The sequence below is a fragment of the Marinobacter sp. genome (assembly GCF_041686475.1).
Lineage (GTDB): Bacteria > Pseudomonadota > Gammaproteobacteria > Pseudomonadales > Oleiphilaceae > Marinobacter.
The window spans coordinates 20,779-35,213 of the sequence record NZ_JAWLDU010000018.1 but is presented as its reverse complement, the minus strand read 5'-3'; the positions used below and the strand labels follow the sequence as shown (position 1 = coordinate 35,213).

General features: G+C 57.7%; 19 protein-coding genes. 9 read left to right on the top strand and 10 right to left on the bottom strand.

Going from position 1 to position 14,435, the window contains the following annotated elements; all coding sequences use genetic code 11:
* Positions 1-395: 395 nt before the first annotated feature.
* Complete coding sequence (locus tag ACESMB_RS06345; RefSeq protein ID WP_372926087.1) at positions 396-818, bottom strand: tetratricopeptide repeat protein; 423 nt, start codon at positions 816-818, stop codon at positions 396-398.
* 180 nt (positions 819-998) lie between these two features.
* Here ACESMB_RS06345 and ACESMB_RS06340 point away from each other — a divergent pair, with 180 nt between their 5' ends.
* Both ACESMB_RS06340 and ACESMB_RS06335 read left to right on the top strand, forming a co-directional pair.
* Positions 999-1,733, top strand: a complete 735-nt coding sequence (locus ACESMB_RS06340) for a YebC/PmpR family DNA-binding transcriptional regulator (protein WP_372926086.1) — start codon at positions 999-1,001, stop codon at positions 1,731-1,733.
* Position 1,734: 1 nt separating this feature from the next.
* On the top strand, positions 1,735-2,448 hold the full coding sequence (locus tag ACESMB_RS06335) for a glutamine amidotransferase (RefSeq protein ID WP_372926085.1): 714 nt from the start codon (positions 1,735-1,737) through the stop codon (positions 2,446-2,448).
* A gap of 3 nt (positions 2,449-2,451) precedes the next feature.
* On the opposite strand, the gene ACESMB_RS06330 is transcribed toward ACESMB_RS06335, so the two are convergent.
* Genes ACESMB_RS06330 through ACESMB_RS06320 form a run of 3 tightly spaced genes read right to left on the bottom strand, consistent with a single transcriptional unit; the run spans position 2,452 to position 5,221 of the window.
* Complete coding sequence (locus ACESMB_RS06330; protein WP_372926084.1) at positions 2,452-2,802, bottom strand: FHA domain-containing protein; 351 nt, start codon at positions 2,800-2,802, stop codon at positions 2,452-2,454.
* A 14-nt stretch (positions 2,803-2,816) separates the two neighbouring features.
* Positions 2,817-3,563 (bottom strand): PP2C family protein-serine/threonine phosphatase, encoded by a 747-nt coding sequence (locus tag ACESMB_RS06325; protein WP_372971133.1) that lies wholly within the window; start codon positions 3,561-3,563, stop codon positions 2,817-2,819.
* A complete protein-coding gene (locus ACESMB_RS06320) occupies positions 3,563-5,221 on the bottom strand; it encodes a serine/threonine-protein kinase (protein ID WP_372971132.1) in 1,659 nt (552 codons plus the stop codon). Before ACESMB_RS06320 ends, ACESMB_RS06325 begins: the two co-directional genes overlap by 1 nt.
* 217 nt (positions 5,222-5,438) lie before the next feature.
* Here ACESMB_RS06320 and ACESMB_RS06315 point away from each other — a divergent pair, with 217 nt between their 5' ends.
* The 4 genes from ACESMB_RS06315 to ACESMB_RS06300 are packed head-to-tail and all read left to right on the top strand — an operon-like array spanning position 5,439 to position 9,416.
* Complete coding sequence (locus ACESMB_RS06315) at positions 5,439-6,875, top strand: phospholipase D-like domain-containing protein (RefSeq protein WP_372926081.1); 1,437 nt, start codon at positions 5,439-5,441, stop codon at positions 6,873-6,875.
* Between the two features lie 19 nt (positions 6,876-6,894).
* On the top strand, positions 6,895-7,992 hold the full coding sequence (locus ACESMB_RS06310) for a hypothetical protein (RefSeq protein WP_372971131.1): 1,098 nt from the start codon (positions 6,895-6,897) through the stop codon (positions 7,990-7,992).
* A gap of 20 nt (positions 7,993-8,012) precedes the next feature.
* Positions 8,013-8,414 (top strand): PA2779 family protein, encoded by a 402-nt coding sequence (locus tag ACESMB_RS06305; RefSeq protein WP_372926079.1) that lies wholly within the window; start codon positions 8,013-8,015, stop codon positions 8,412-8,414.
* Between the two features lie 12 nt (positions 8,415-8,426).
* On the top strand, positions 8,427-9,416 hold the full coding sequence (locus tag ACESMB_RS06300; protein WP_372926078.1) for a PA2778 family cysteine peptidase: 990 nt from the start codon (positions 8,427-8,429) through the stop codon (positions 9,414-9,416).
* Here ACESMB_RS06300 and ACESMB_RS06295 read toward each other — a convergent pair.
* The 3 genes from ACESMB_RS06295 to ACESMB_RS06285 form a co-directional block, all read right to left on the bottom strand.
* Positions 9,413-10,051, bottom strand: a complete 639-nt coding sequence (locus ACESMB_RS06295) for a class I SAM-dependent methyltransferase (protein WP_372926077.1) — start codon at positions 10,049-10,051, stop codon at positions 9,413-9,415. The genes ACESMB_RS06300 and ACESMB_RS06295 overlap by 4 nt on opposite strands.
* A gap of 24 nt (positions 10,052-10,075) precedes the next feature.
* Positions 10,076-10,399, bottom strand: a complete 324-nt coding sequence (locus tag ACESMB_RS06290) for a DUF2007 domain-containing protein (RefSeq protein WP_372926076.1) — start codon at positions 10,397-10,399, stop codon at positions 10,076-10,078.
* Between the two features lie 77 nt (positions 10,400-10,476).
* Positions 10,477-10,854: a thiol-disulfide oxidoreductase DCC family protein gene (locus ACESMB_RS06285; protein ID WP_372926075.1), complete on the bottom strand. Its 378-nt coding sequence runs from the start codon at positions 10,852-10,854 to the stop codon at positions 10,477-10,479.
* 97 nt (positions 10,855-10,951) lie between these two features.
* On the opposite strand from ACESMB_RS06285, the gene ACESMB_RS06280 reads away from it, so the two are divergent.
* Positions 10,952-11,215 carry an anti-sigma factor family protein gene (locus ACESMB_RS06280; RefSeq protein WP_372971130.1) on the top strand — a complete coding sequence of 88 codons (264 nt, stop codon included), beginning with the start codon at positions 10,952-10,954 and terminating at the stop codon, positions 11,213-11,215.
* A 64-nt stretch (positions 11,216-11,279) separates the two neighbouring features.
* Here the strand turns inward: ACESMB_RS06280 and arfB are convergent, their stop codons facing one another.
* Positions 11,280-11,693, bottom strand: a complete 414-nt coding sequence (arfB, locus tag ACESMB_RS06275) for an alternative ribosome rescue aminoacyl-tRNA hydrolase ArfB (RefSeq protein ID WP_372971129.1) — start codon at positions 11,691-11,693, stop codon at positions 11,280-11,282.
* Positions 11,687-12,679: a CobW family GTP-binding protein gene (locus tag ACESMB_RS06270; RefSeq protein WP_372971128.1), complete on the bottom strand. Its 993-nt coding sequence runs from the start codon at positions 12,677-12,679 to the stop codon at positions 11,687-11,689. Before ACESMB_RS06270 ends, arfB begins: the two co-directional genes overlap by 7 nt.
* Positions 12,680-12,816: 137 nt before the next feature.
* On the opposite strand from ACESMB_RS06270, the gene ACESMB_RS06265 reads away from it, so the two are divergent.
* Both ACESMB_RS06265 and ACESMB_RS06260 read left to right on the top strand, forming a co-directional pair.
* Positions 12,817-13,386, top strand: a complete 570-nt coding sequence (locus ACESMB_RS06265) for a DJ-1/PfpI family protein (protein ID WP_372971127.1) — start codon at positions 12,817-12,819, stop codon at positions 13,384-13,386.
* A gap of 46 nt (positions 13,387-13,432) precedes the next feature.
* Positions 13,433-13,801 carry a ribbon-helix-helix domain-containing protein gene (locus ACESMB_RS06260; protein ID WP_372926070.1) on the top strand — a complete coding sequence of 123 codons (369 nt, stop codon included), beginning with the start codon at positions 13,433-13,435 and terminating at the stop codon, positions 13,799-13,801.
* Positions 13,802-13,816: 15 nt separating this feature from the next.
* Here ACESMB_RS06260 and ACESMB_RS06255 read toward each other — a convergent pair.
* On the bottom strand, positions 13,817-14,435 hold a 619-nt coding region (locus ACESMB_RS06255; protein ID WP_372971126.1), incomplete at its 5' end, for an SDR family oxidoreductase.

The window sequence follows — 14,435 nt, the reverse complement described above, 5'->3', positions numbered from 1 at the left end:
TTGAACCTTACCTTGGCCCTGCCCTTGCACCTGACCCTGGCCTTGAACCTGCTCCCGGTCCCGACTCTGCCCTTGCATCTGGCCCTGACCCTGCATCTGGCCCTGGCTCTGACCCTGCGTTTGTCCCTGCTGGGGCGACGTTTGCTGGGCTGAAACCATACCCGGCAGTGCCAGCAACAAGGCAAGATTCATGCATAAAATAGCTGGACGTTTCATCAATTTGCTCCTGTTCCCTGAATCGCCCGGGTATGCCCGGCGACCAAATCAGTAACCTGCCAGCCAAAGGATACTTACCTTTATCCGTTGAATAAATGGTTCGCTGCTTTAACCGTAAATCCATGACCACATGGTAATAATCTGACAACCGGGCTTTTACGTGACTGACGAATTCCTTGTCAGGGAGCGTCCGCTGCCCTCGCCCGCCAGTAGTCCGCCTTGACCGGGTCTGGCTCGGTGCCAATGCCTCCGGCATAGGCCTTTGCGACTTCCGACATACTCAGTCTGTCGCCTGCTTGTGCTGCTTTCAGGTACCACTCGAATGCCATGGAGTCACTTTGCTCGACACCCTGGCCCGCGGCGTACATGTTCGCGAGGTTGTACATCCCCTGGTGACTACCCGCTTCAGCCAGTGCCTGGTAACGCTCGAAAGCCAGATCATACTGGCCCATCTTGTAGACGGCGTAGGCTTCCAGAACCCTGACCATCTCCCGCGCCACACCCATCTGCTGTTCGGATTCATCGCTATGTGCCGCCTGGGGAAGCAGTACCAGAATACTCACCACCACGGCTATCCGGCCTGAAGTGTATCGACGTGTCATGTAAGGCTCCGGGGATCAAGGGACAATCCCACGCTAGCACCCGAACTGCACGGCGTCTTTGACCCGAAAGTGGCGAAGGTTTACAACTTTGGGTGGGGCAGGCCATCGACAAATAACTCTGTCACCGGTCTGTTTTGTCGAGTAAAATCGGCACTTTTGGAACGACATTGAGGCAGCGAAATGGGCAGAGCCTATCAGAACCGCAAAGACTCCATGGCCAAAACGGCCGCCGCCAAAACCAAGGTTTACAGCAAGTACGGCCGTGAGATCTATGTTTGCGCCAAGTCAGGCGGTCCGGACCCGGACAGCAACCTGTCTCTGCGCGGCCTGATCGATCGCGCCAAAAAAGACCAGGTGCCTGCGCACGTTATTGAGAAGGCCATCGAGAAAGCCCAGGGCGGAGCGGGTGAGGACTTCTCCCCGGCTCGCTATGAAGGCTTCGGGCCCGGCAACTGTATGGCCATCGTGGATTGCCTGACGGATAACCCTAACCGCACCTTCGGTGACGTTCGCCTTGCCTTTACCAAAACCAAGTGCAAGATCGGCACCCAGGGCAGCGTCAGCCACATGTTCGATCACTGTGCCATATTCGAGTTCAGGGGAGACGATGAAGAAACTGCTCTCGAGGCCCTGATGATGGCAGACGTGGACGTCACCGACATTGAACAGGAAGATGGCATGATTACCGTGTTTGCGCCCCACACCGAGTATGCCAAGGCGCGCCAGGCACTGCAGGAAGCGTTCGAGGGCCTGGAATTTGAGGTGGACGAGATCCAGTTCCTGCCCCAGACGACCACAACCATTGAAGGCGATGACATCGAACTGTTCGAAAAATTCATGGACATGCTGAACGACCTGGATGACGTCCAGAACGTCTACCACAATGCCGTCATTGCCGACACACAGGAGCAGTAGCTTGCCAAGGGTCGTTATACTGAAAACCGGCACCACCTACCCCACCCTGCGTGAAACCTTCGGGGATTTTGACAGTTGGTTTGTGGCACGGCTGGCGCCGGAGCTCAATGTCCACGTTGTGGATGTGACGGTAGACGACCTGCCCGGCCTTCCCGAAGCCTGGGACGGCATTGTGGTCACCGGCTCCCCGGCCATGGTTAGTGACCGGGAACCCTGGAGCGAAAGGACCGCCGGCTGGCTTGCGGACGCGGTCAGGGCCGAGGTTCCGGTTTTGGGTGTGTGCTATGGCCATCAGTTGCTGGCCCATGCTCTGGGTGGCGAAGCAGGCTTTCATCCCGGAGGCAGGGAAACTGGCACCCATCAGGTGGAACTGCTGGATACTGCCCGGGAGGACCCACTGTTCAAGGGGCTTCCCCGCCAGTTCCCGGTACAACTGACACACCGGCAATCCGTTCTCCGGTTGCCGGAAAGTGCTGTTCTGCTTGGGCGCAATGAGTTCGAGCCTCATCAGGCATTCCGGGTGGGGCCATGCGCCTGGGGTGTGCAATTCCATCCGGAATTTTCATCGGAGGTTATGCGGGCCTACCTGAAAGTTCAGGCACCGGATCTCAGCAAAGAAGGGCTTGATGCCGAAGCCCTTCTGGCGACCGTCGTCGATGCACCTGCGGCTTCATCCCTGCTGGACCGTTTCTCGCAAGTGGTGATGAACCGTTAACGCCTAGTCGAGTATGTAGGCGGTTTTTTCCATCGCGTTTTCATCCTCGTCCACGAAACGGAATTCGTTCCAGCCAATCCGTACCAGGTCATTGCTGTTGAGTCGCTGGCGCCCGCTGATGCGGATATCGTTGACGAAAGTCCCGTTGGTGCTGTTATTGTCTTTGATGTAGTAGTCCACCGTTCCTTCCAGGTACGCATTGGGCACTGATTCAATAACAGCGTGGTGACCACTGACGGAAATTTCGTCGATGCGGATGTCGTTGCTTCCACCCCGGCCGATACGGATCTCCGGCTGTGCCAGTTCAAACGCATTCACTACAACGTTATCCACCAGTTGCGAAAGTGACGCCATACAGGGCTCCTTCTCTAATCGAGTATCAAAAGAACAACGGACACGTTATCCGCTGCCTGATTGTCCAGGCTGGCATTGACCAGGTTCCGGACCTTGTAGTCTGGCGAAGCCGGTCCTGAAATCAGTGGTAACCAGTCAGTTTCCGGCAAAGCCCCGGTGAGGCCATCCGAGCAGAGCAAGAGTGAGTCGCCCTTCTCCAGCACCAGCCGCCTGAAGCTGGCAAGTGCCGACGACGCTCCCAGCGCACGGGTCAGCACATTGCGAAAAGGAACATGGGGCACATCGTCCGGCTGGATACTGCCATCTTCCAGCATGTTCTGAACCACGGTGTCGTCCCGGGTCTCGCACTGAAGTTCGCCGTTGTGAACAAGGTAGCAGCGGGAATCCCCCAGGTGGGCGATATGGGCAACCCCGTCAATTACCCAGGCGATGACCAGCGTTGTGCCCATTTTGGCCAGCTCCGGATCGGCTACTCTGCGCAGTTGAATGCGTTCATTGGCAAGATTGATCGCAGCCTGCATGGCATCCTGGGGCGCGTCATGCTCACTCCCGTTTCCTGACGCCAGGTACCCGCCCAGAACTTCCATGGTGGTATCTACGGCAATCCGGCTGGCAATTTCGCCGCCCTGGTAGCCCCCCATACCATCGGCAACTACCAGCAGGGCCTGCCGGTTGTCATCACTGACCTGCCAGTCAATGGTGTCCTGATTGGCAGCACGCACAGCCCCGACGTCAGTGAGGCCGGCCACCCGGGGATTCATCACGATGCCTCCTCCTTCGCCTCGCGGGATGCCTGCCGCCGCAGTGCTTCCGCCATGGTTGCGGCACTGAGGAAACGTTTATCCGGCTCCCGCTGTATGGCTTTATTGATGAGACGAACAACGCCATTGGACAGTTCCGGATTGAACTCGCGGACACTCCTGGGGCGTTTGTTCAGAATCTGGTAGGTCAGATTGGCCAGCGTGTCACCCTGGTAGGGTGTTTCTCCGGAAACCAGTTTGTAAAGAGTGATACCCAGGCTATAGGTGTCAGAAGCGCCCGTCACCTTCTGTCCCTTGAGTTGCTCAGGGGACATATACAGTGGGCTACCCATGACATTGCCAGTGCGGGTCCGTGAATCATCCGAGATCTTTGCAATCCCGAAATCGGTGATTTTTATCTCGCGATTGTCCGGATTGAAGATGATGTTGCCCGGTTTGATGTCCCGATGAATGATTTTCTCGCGATGGGCATAATCCAGGGCGTCGGCTACCCTGGCGACGATGTCCAGGACGGTGGCCAGAGGCAATAACCGGCCTGGCTTGCCGAACTCACTGAGTGGCCGACCCCTGGCATAGTCCATGGCAATAAATGCCAGGTCTGCCTCCTCTCCCACATCATAGACCGTAACAATCGCCGGATGACTGAGGCGCCCGGCGGCTTCCGCCTCGCGGAAGAACCGGGACTTCAGATCCCGCAGTTCATCGTCCTCGAACGCCTGGTAGCTGAGCGTCTTGATGGCTACCGTGCGTGCAATCTTCGGATCCTTGCCAAGATAGACCACGCCCATGGCGCCACGCCCGATTTCCCTCTCGATCTCATAACGGCCCAGGGTTGGCCGGCTGACGCTCTGTTCCGGGAGCACCAGTGTTCGCGTACTGTCGAAGTTTCCTGACACCGTAGCGACACCTTCCGAATTCAGGTTTTCCAGGGCCGCCAGGCGTTTGTCGGCATCACGGTATCCGCGTTTCTGGTCGAGTATCTGTCGGTAGGTAGCACAGGCCTTGTTATAGTGACGCTTGCGCTCCTGCTGGATCGCAATGTCATATTGAACGCTCAGGGCATCCTCGTTCGGAGGGCATTCTGAAAGTACCTCCAGCGCCTCGTCCGGCTGGCCCTGCTGAAGTAACAGTTTGCCGAGACGGGTTCTTGCGCGTTGCACATTGTGCGACAACGCCTGGATTTCCCGCTGGGGCTGCAGCCAGAAAAGCATGGCGAGGTACCCTGCCACCAACAGGGTGACGACCTCCCCGAGCGGCAACCAGATGTTCCGGTAAAACATGAAGGCTGCCTGCAGCACCACCAGCGATCCCGCTGCCAGCAGAATGACAGGCAGGGCCACTCCGGCGCCCATCCGGGGAACCGCCAGCACCAGAAACAGTGCCGATGCCATCAACCCGGAGCGACTGACAATTGCCGACCAGGTTGGTTCGGAAAGCCCACGGGCTTCCATGGCCGAGGCGAATACCTCTGGCGACATGCTCACCAGTGCACCGGCATCACCCATACCGGATGAATTACCGAGTGACCCGAACAGAAGGCGGTCTGCCCAGCCGAGCATTGGAATTGCCTCACCGATGAAGGCACAGACCAACGCCAGTCCGACGATGAGCAGGCGCAGGCTGAAAATATGGGAAAACACAAAAGCCAGAGTGTTCACGGGAGCCGTTACTGTAAATGGTTGATACCGCAAGTCTAGAAAGTGCGGGCCGGCGGCGATAGGTTACCCACCGCTGTTTTTTGTAAAGGTTTGTTCAGCTGGGACCGCCGTCACGCCTGAACCGGAATTAGCCGGGGATGACAATGGTGTAAAAGACGCGGCCGGCCCTTCTGCCGTATAGTCCTTTCCATGGACGTCTCCGCCGGGAAGCATGACAATGACACTCAAGTTACTGATTGGCCTGATTGTTCTCACAATTGCAACAACCAGCCTTTACCATTCATTCAAGTCGCTCCCCCTGGGTCTCAGCTACCACGGCGACGAGCGCCCCCTGACCAATCCAAGGCTGCTGACCGACCGAACCCTGCACTTTGGCAATGAAGAGCCGCGACTGCGACAGGAAATCTTCGCAGAAATTTTCGACATGATTGCCAATGCAAGGCAGTTCATCCTGGTCGACATGTTCCTGTTCAACGACTCCCGGGCCAACGGCAGCCATCAGCTACCACTGGCCCGGGAACTAACCGACGCCCTGATTGCGCGCAAACAGGCCCACCCCGGGATAGACATCATCGTAATATCTGACCCCATCAATACGGTGTATGGCGGCACAACCTCCCCGCAATTCCAGCGACTCCGGCAGGCCGCCATTCCGGTGGTGGAAACCCGCCTGGAACGCCTGCGTGACAGCAATCCCATCTGGTCGGGAATCTGGCGCATCTGCTGCCAGTGGATGGGCAACTCGGCATCGGCCGGCTGGCTACCCAACGCCCTCGGCGATCAGCCCGTCACCCTGCGCAGCTACCTGGCGCTACCCAATTTCAAGGCCAATCATCGCAAAGCCCTGGTTACAGACAGTGAAGAAGGGTTGATAGCACTGGTGACCTCCGCCAATCCCCACGATGGCAGCAGCCAGCACAGCAATATTGGCCTGCGGTTCGGAGGGCCCGCTGTTGCCGATCTGCTGAGAACCGAAAAAGCCGTTCTGGCCATGTCCGGCATGGACACTGCCGCCGTGGATAACGCACTGGGTAACTTTTCTGAATCCGCACCTGAATCACCGGACACCATCCGCATTGTTACCGAGTCGGCTATTCTTGTCTCGGCTACCGACATAATTAAAAGCGCAGTATCCGGGGCCCGCCTGGACCTCTCGATTTTCTATCTCTCGCATCGCGCCGTTTTACGTGCCCTGAGACAGGCCCATTCACGCGGCGTGGAAGTGCGCGTTCTTCTGGATGCCAACAATGATGCTTTCGGGCTCAAGAAAAGCGGCATCCCTAACCGCCAGGCTGCGATGGAGCTCAACAGGGCCGGCATAACAGTGCGCTGGTGTCATACCGAAGGTGAGCAATGCCACACCAAGCTCCTTATCCGGCAGGACCCGAATGGCAATGCGCAACTGCTACTGGGATCCGCCAACTTTACTCGCCGGAACCTGGACGATTTGAACCTTGAGACCAGTGTTCATGTAAGCTCAGACATTGACTCCGAGACAGTGCGCAAAGCATCTGGCTTTTTCGAGGAACAGTGGAACCATGGCCCCGGCGACACACCGGTCATGAGCCTGCCTTACGAGGCCTGGGCGGACGAATCCCGTTTACGATACTGGCAATACAGGTTGATGGAGGCCACGGGACTGTCTACGTTTTAAATTTGAAGAGGTAACTGTGATGACTACGCCTGTGCATTCCCGGCCGATCAGCGAGCGGATTGACTGGTTGATGGAGCTGAGCCGGAACCACTCGGCAAGCTTCTCCAGCCCGGAAAGCCAACTGGCCCGTCAACGTTACCTGGCGGAGCACAACACGCTTATCATCGCCATGAAATGCATGGATGGCCGCATCCATCTGCCCCACGTGACCCGCACGCCAATGGGCATTATCCAGCCCTTCCGCAATCTCGGCGGTATTTTCAACCTGGGCTGGCCCTATCTGGGAGACCTGTTGGCAGACACGGTGCAAAGTGCCGTCAATGCGGGCAGACGGGTGCTCATCATCATTACCTACCATTATTCCAGTGGCGCCAAGGAACGGGGGTGCGCCGGCTTCAACTGCGACCGTGAGGCAGCACGGGCGCATGCCCTGGGCATCCGTCGCCAGGTTGAGACTCTGTTCGGAGGTGGACACCAGACGGTCTACCCCCTGGTTTGCGGCTTTGAAACCGATGAAGACGCCCTGGTTCTCAACGGCCGCGACGACTCGTTCCTGGACCTGTCCACCATCGCTCCCACCGCCGGGGACGAAATGGAATCGCGGATTGCTGCCCTCTACCCCGATATGCCGGCGCCCGTCCAACGCGACCTGCTGCCACTGGTAAAAGGCAATATCCAGCACATTGCGGAGATCAGGAAAAGCGACAGGGAGCTGAACATTGAACACAGGGAGTGGGTCATCTGCATAGGACGGGGCTTCGACTTTCTCCATGTGCCCAATCTGGCATTGATTATCGGCCCCTTCAGCCCCGACCTGTCACACCCGATAAGACAGGCTGCCGCTATTATCAAAGCCAATATGGCAAGCGGCCGGGTACCAGACGATGGATTTCTTTTGCTCTCATCTGCCCCCTATCAGGAACCCGGAGCCCAGAAAGCGCGTGCTACTCTTAAGTCGTCTTTTTTATCGGAATTCGCAGCAAACGTTATTAAACAGGAATTTCCGGAACTGGCAGAGCTTATGGTCACCCGTTCAGCTATCCTGAACTGGCCGGAAAGACGTCTTGAAGTACAGCCAGCAAAACCGGAGTCGGAACACGGGAACCGTGTTTCATAAACGAAAGCAAGGAGAAAGGAATGCAGACTATAAGAAAGCACCTGCGATATGTATCGTTTTTCATGGCCATCATGATGGCATTTGGCACCGTTCTGGCATCATCCGCGACAGCGGGTGTTGTAGGTACCGGCGAACTCTTGACCGAGCAGCGTGCCGACCTGGATCGCCAATCCCTGCTGGATATGCTTGAGCGCGATGAAGTGAAAGACCGGCTTGCTCAAATGGGTGTCAGCCAGGATCAGGTTGAGGAGCGCATCCAGAACCTGACTCCGGAGGAGCTGTCGTCATTCGAACAGCAACTGGCAGAAGCACCGGTGGGTGAAGACGTTGTGGGAATCATTGTTCTGTTCCTGCTGGTCTTTGTTGTCACCGATATGTTGTGCGCGACCAATATTTACCCCTTCATCAACTGTATCCGGTAGCACGCGGATCTCGTGACTGTCTCAACCAATCCGCGCCTGCTGCAAATCGTTGTCAGTATCCTACTGACGGCGATTCTGGCAGGCTGCGCCAGTCGCCCTCAGTGGCCAGAATCAGACACCCAGGACATCCCCGATGTTGATAAACGCCTGGTGCTGGAGGATGTTCCCTTCTATGCCCAGGAGCGCTATCAATGCGGCCCGGCCTCCCTGGCCATGATGCTCAACAGCCAGGGTCTGAATACCAATCCGGACGTATTGAAGGAGCTGGTCTATCTCCCGGAACGCCAGGGCAGCCTTAAAGTGGAGCTGGTGGCCGCAGCCCGTGCCCACGGACTGCTGGTCTACCCGCTGGATAGCTCACTGGAAAGCCTGCTCGGGGAAGTGGCTGCCGGCAACCCGGTACTGGTGATGCAGAATCTCAGGTTTGGCTGGTGGCCGCAGTGGCACTTCGCCGTGGTGATGGGGTTTGATGCCGAACAGCGGAATATTATTCTGCATACTGACACCCGTGACTATCACGAGGAAACCCTGGAAGTGTTCATGGCCACATGGACTCGCGCGGAAAAATGGGCGGCTGTCATGCTGCCTCCCGACCAATTGCCGGCAACTGCCGAACCCCTGCGCTACCTGATGTCGGCGAATGACCTGGAGACCACGGGCCGGACCCTGGCCGCAACAACCGCATACCAGACCGCAGAGCAAACCTGGCCTGACCAGCCCGCCGCGATCATGGGGCAGGGAAATATTGCCTGGGAACTGGGCGACGCGGAACTCGCCACATATCATTACCAGCGCCTGACCCGGAAGTTCCCCGGCATCGCTGCCGGCTGGAACAATCTGGCCCATTCACTGGCCGCCCAGGGCTGCGCCACCGCAGCTGAAACCGCGGCCAGCTGCGCCGCTGAGATCAACCCTGAACGCTTTGACGAATCGATTCCGGAGGTACTGGACCCGGAAAGCACGGACACCTGCCCGGTGCTGCAATGCCCCTCTTCCGATTAAACTTTCTGGAATAACGCCACATCCTTGGCAGGAATATGCAGCGCCCAGCCATGGGCATCGGCCAGCCACTCCATGGTGGCCCGGCGGTAGAACACGATATGGGTCGGGTCCCGCCGATAGTGCCAGTTGGCAAAGCGCTCGTCATCGGTCTGAAAGCAGGTCATCACGCCCAACCAGCCCCCGGGCGCCAGCAGCCTGTCCAGTTGCCGGAAGACCTCCGCCGGGCGATGCAGATGCTCCACCACCTCCGTGCAGGTAACAAAATCATACTGTCGCTCCAGCACGGACGCCTGCGGGTAGAAAAACGGATCGAAGAGCGCCATGTCCATGCCTGCTTCCCGCACCATGGCCGCCAGCGCCGGCCCGGGGCCACAGCCAAAATCCAGGCCGCGGGCTCCCGGCCCCAGCCGTTCAAGCAATGGTTTGGTCAGCTTGGAAAGAAACCGGCGGTAGCCATCATCCTGCGGGTTATTGTCGTGAAGATCATAGACTGCCTTCTCCTCGTGCTCGTCCAACCAGCCTGACTCATCCATCACCGTTGCCTCACAGTTGTCACAGCGACGATAACGGGTGTTATTGATGGTCTGAAACGGTACCAGAGCCGGGACTTCACAAACCGGACAACGGGCTTTCAATGAGTTCAGCTCCTCCGCCAATACTTACAATGCTCCGAACAACACCACCATGACCACCGCCAGGAACAACAGAAACCAGGTGGCATAGCGATTGGCACGGTCCTCAACCTGCCCGACATGGGAAGAGGTCTCCGGTGGCGCCGAAGACTCGTACTCGGCCACCAGCACACGGGCCCGGGAGTAATCTTCGTCTTCCACGTGAACATTGGTAAAACCAGCAGCACCAATTTCGCCCATGGCACCCTGCAGGTAGTGGCCTCCAACATGGGACTCTATGCCCCTTGATTGCAGCAGGCCGGCGACAATGTGGGCTTCCGCCAGGTCACGGGCACGATAGGCTATTTGCATTGGCGGGCTCCGAAGATTCAGGGAAATCCTTACCTGCACCCTAGTCCGAATGCCGCCATTCGTCGACCTGTGCGTGACTACCTGGGCATGCGCCCGGTTCTTTCCAGCCGTTCTCCAACCCATTTGTGGTAGAGCTTAGCCAGCGCCGGCCGGATAACCGGCAAACCGATCAGCCAGGCGAGAGGTTTCAACAACCATACCCGTGACATCAACAGAATATAGGCATCCAGTTCCCGATGGATATTGCCATGACCATCCTCCACATGAAGTTCCTGAAGCGCTGCGGCCGGGTCAATGCCCCTCTGTTCAAGTTCCTCATCACGGCCGGTGATATCGACCCACTCCACCGACTCGCCAGTTCTGCCAGCCAGCCGCTCGTAGAGCTTGCGGTCTTTGACGCAGCTTGGACAGGCGCCGTCGTAGAATACGCGAAGTTTGTCTTTCGGCGCAGTCATCTTGATCTCCAATTGCGGCATCGCATTTACTTGAACACACCATAAAACCAATGATCGCTGATAGCAAAATGGCGGCCTTTCGGCCGCCTGGAGGAAATTGAAGGAGTCCTGGATTTCCTGTGACGAGGTAGTTACTCGCCTGTTCGACTACCTGGACCGTGAAATGGACAGCGACACCAGTGCCGAAATTGAACAGCATCTGGAACGGTGCCACGACTGCTTCAGCCGGGCAGAATTTGAGCGTAAACTCGGGGAGAGGATTGCCACAAGTGGTCAGCAGGAAGCGCCACAACGACTGCGACGCCGGATAAAAAACATCATTGAGCATTTCTGGCCCGGGGGCGCTGACGGGACTGACTGAGTGCACTGAGAGAAGGACGCCGTCATGGAGAGGAAGCAACGCGGCTGGGACTGAAGGGCGGGAATTAAACCTGAACCTTGCCCCGCAAGGCCTTGGTTTTGCCTTTTTTGGTCTTTTTATCAACACGCCGCCGTTGGGAGCCCTTGGTGGGGCGGGTGGGCCGGCGCGCTTTCTGCTGCTTCACCGCCTCCTGAATCAGTTCCTTCAGGCGCTCGAGGGCATCTTCCTTGTTGAGTTCCAGAGTACGGTATTTCTGAGCCTTGATAACAATGATGCCTTCCTTGCTGATGCGCTGGTCAGAAAGCGACATCAGCCGCTCCTTGTAGAATGGCGGCAGGCTGGAGTTGAGAATGTCGAAGCGCAGGTGAACCGCAGATGCCACCTTGTTGACGTTCTGGCCCCCTGCTCCCTGGGCGCGGATCTGGGTCAACTCGATCTCCCAGTCACCCAGTTCAACGGTGTTGGAAATTTTCAGCATGATGGTTCTGTTTTATTGATGGATGCGCGCAGGCTGGCGTCTAACTCGTCTTCATCCGGCCGCTGCTCGCTGATAACTTCGATGCGCGATAGATCCCTTGGCTCGCATTCTGACACCGACAGGGCACCGTCTGCCATATTGATGGTCCGCCAACCAACATCAGTGTGCACCACCGCCTTGAACCTGGCAAAACGGCTGTCCAGGGATAACGCCAGCAATGCCGTTTCGGAAAAAACCGTATCAGGATGGATCCGCCAGCCGAGGCTGAAGTGCCCCTGCCCCTGGTTACTGATTCGCTGCCAGGGTTCCTCCTGAATGTCCGGAACAGGCACGGGCTCTGCCGGATCATGGTGATGGTGAGCATGAGGAGAACCCACGGTTGACAACGCGGTATCGCCATCCAGCCAGCCGATATCCATGCAACCATACCGGGTGTGGAAAACCGCAGTCCTGGCCGGCCGCAGACTGCCCACCCAGTCGTCAAAACGGGCAACCTGCTCGGGACGGCACAGGTCCGTCTTGTTCGCCACCAGGATATCAGCCGCGGCAACCTGATCCTGGAACTGTACATTCTCCAGAACCCTGGATTCCTCCAGCCGCCTCGGATCCACCAGGCAAAGCACCGGCCCCAGGGTCAACACGTTCCGGTAGTGCTCTCCCGTCAGGGTTTCGAGGATCTGGGAAGGATGCCCGAGCCCGGTGGGCTCGATCAGTAACCGGTCAGGCCTGGCTTTATGGATCAACTGGTTAAGACCAATCTGCATTGGCAGCCCGGCGACACAGCACATACACCCACCGGGCACCTCCCGAACAAAGGCGCCTTCTGTTTCCAGCATGGCGCCGTCAATTCCCACCTCACCGAATTCGTTCACCAGAACGGCCCAAACCTCACCCTCCGGCTTTTTCTTCAGCAGGTCCATTATGGCGGTAGTCTTGCCTACGCCCAGAAAGCCGAGCACCAGATTGGTGGGTATTGGTGAGGTCATGGGTCGCTCGTGTTGGAGTATAAAAGGTTCGACACAACCAGGTGTTATAACATAACACTGTAGTATTCCCCTAATACCCGTTCTCTTTCAGCCCTTGTTAATGTGATGAGACTGACAACAAGCGCAAGGAGAAGGGTATGAGCGGTAAAAAGATACTGATGATTACCGGTGATTTCACCGAGGACTACGAAACCATGGTGCCGTTCCAGGCACTGCAGGCCGTCGGCCACACGGTTCACGCGGTCTGCCCGGACAAGAAGTCAGGGGACACCGTGGCCACAGCCATTCATGACTTCGAGGGCGACCAGACCTACACCGAAAAGCCGGGGCACCGGTTTGCCCTGAACGCTGATTTTGCCGGCCTTGATCCTGCCGATTACGACGCCCTGGTGGTGCCCGGTGGTCGCGCTCCGGAATATCTGCGCCTGAACGACGATGTAAAGAATCTGGTGCGCCACTTCTTCGAAGCGGACAAACCCGTGGCGGCCATTTGCCATGGTGCCCAACTACTGGCAGCCGCAGGCGTGCTTGAAGGACGTGAGTGTTCTGCCTATCCGGCCTGCCAGCCGGAAGTGGAACTGGCGGGAGGCCGCTTCGCCGCCATCGACGTTGACGCGGCAGTAACCGATGGTAATCTGGTAACAGCACCGGCATGGCCGGCCCATCCCCAATGGCTGGCTCAGTTCTTCAAACTGCTGGACAAGTAACGGAAACGGGGCCGCCCCGCGGCCCCGGATTCATGAGGATAGCGCCATGTGCAAACTCTTCGTCCACGCGGATTCCGATCTCTGGGTCAGCCGTACCCATTCGCTTCGTATCGACGGCATGGTGACCAGCATTCGCATGGAAAATGCCTTCTGGAATGCGCTCACGGAAATCGCTGCCCGGGATGGCATGAATCTGCCCCAGATGATCACCAGGCTCTATCACGAATCCATCGACGCTGGGCACGATCTGGGCAACTTCACCTCTTTCCTGCGGGTGTGCGCGATGCGCTACCTCGCGCTGCAACTCAGTGGCGATATTCCCAGGGATACCCGGGTATCCATTGCCTCGCTGGATGCGGACAAGATTCTCGCCAGAAACATGGAACAGCCGCCACCCAGCGAAGCGACCCACTGAGCAGCGATTGCAGGTTCATTCCACCGGGGGCGTTGGCCGCACCAGTATTTCGTTGACGTCTACATGGGCTGGTTGGGACACCGCATACATCACTGCCTGGGCAATGTCGTCCGGTTTGAGGGCATTTGCCGGAGGCTCGTCGAAGAAAGGTGTATCCACCATCCCGGGCTCGATAAGGGTGACACGAATACCGGAGCCCCTGAGCTCTTCTCTCACGCCATACCCGATGGCCGAGACTGCCCATTTAGTGGCACTGTACATGGACCCCGGTATGGTTGTTCTGCCGGCAGCAGAGCCTGTCAGCAGCAACTGGCCACGGCTTTTTCGCAGCGCCGGCAGGCAGCACTGAACCGTCAACCCGGCACCGTAGATGTTGGTCAGGATCATATCTTTCCAGACCTCGTGATCCGCGCCACTGAAACCGCCGGGCTCTCCGCCGCGCCCCGCATTCACAAATACGGCGTCAATCTGCCCGAAGGTCGCCAGGGCGTCATCTACCACTGCCTCCTGCTGCTCCATGCTCTGAACATCACAACGGGCAATCATTACCCGCTCGCTGCCGCCCAGTTCGCTCTGCAGGTGTTTCAACTTGTCTTCCGAGCGGGCCGACAGAACCAGTCGGTAACCTGCCTTT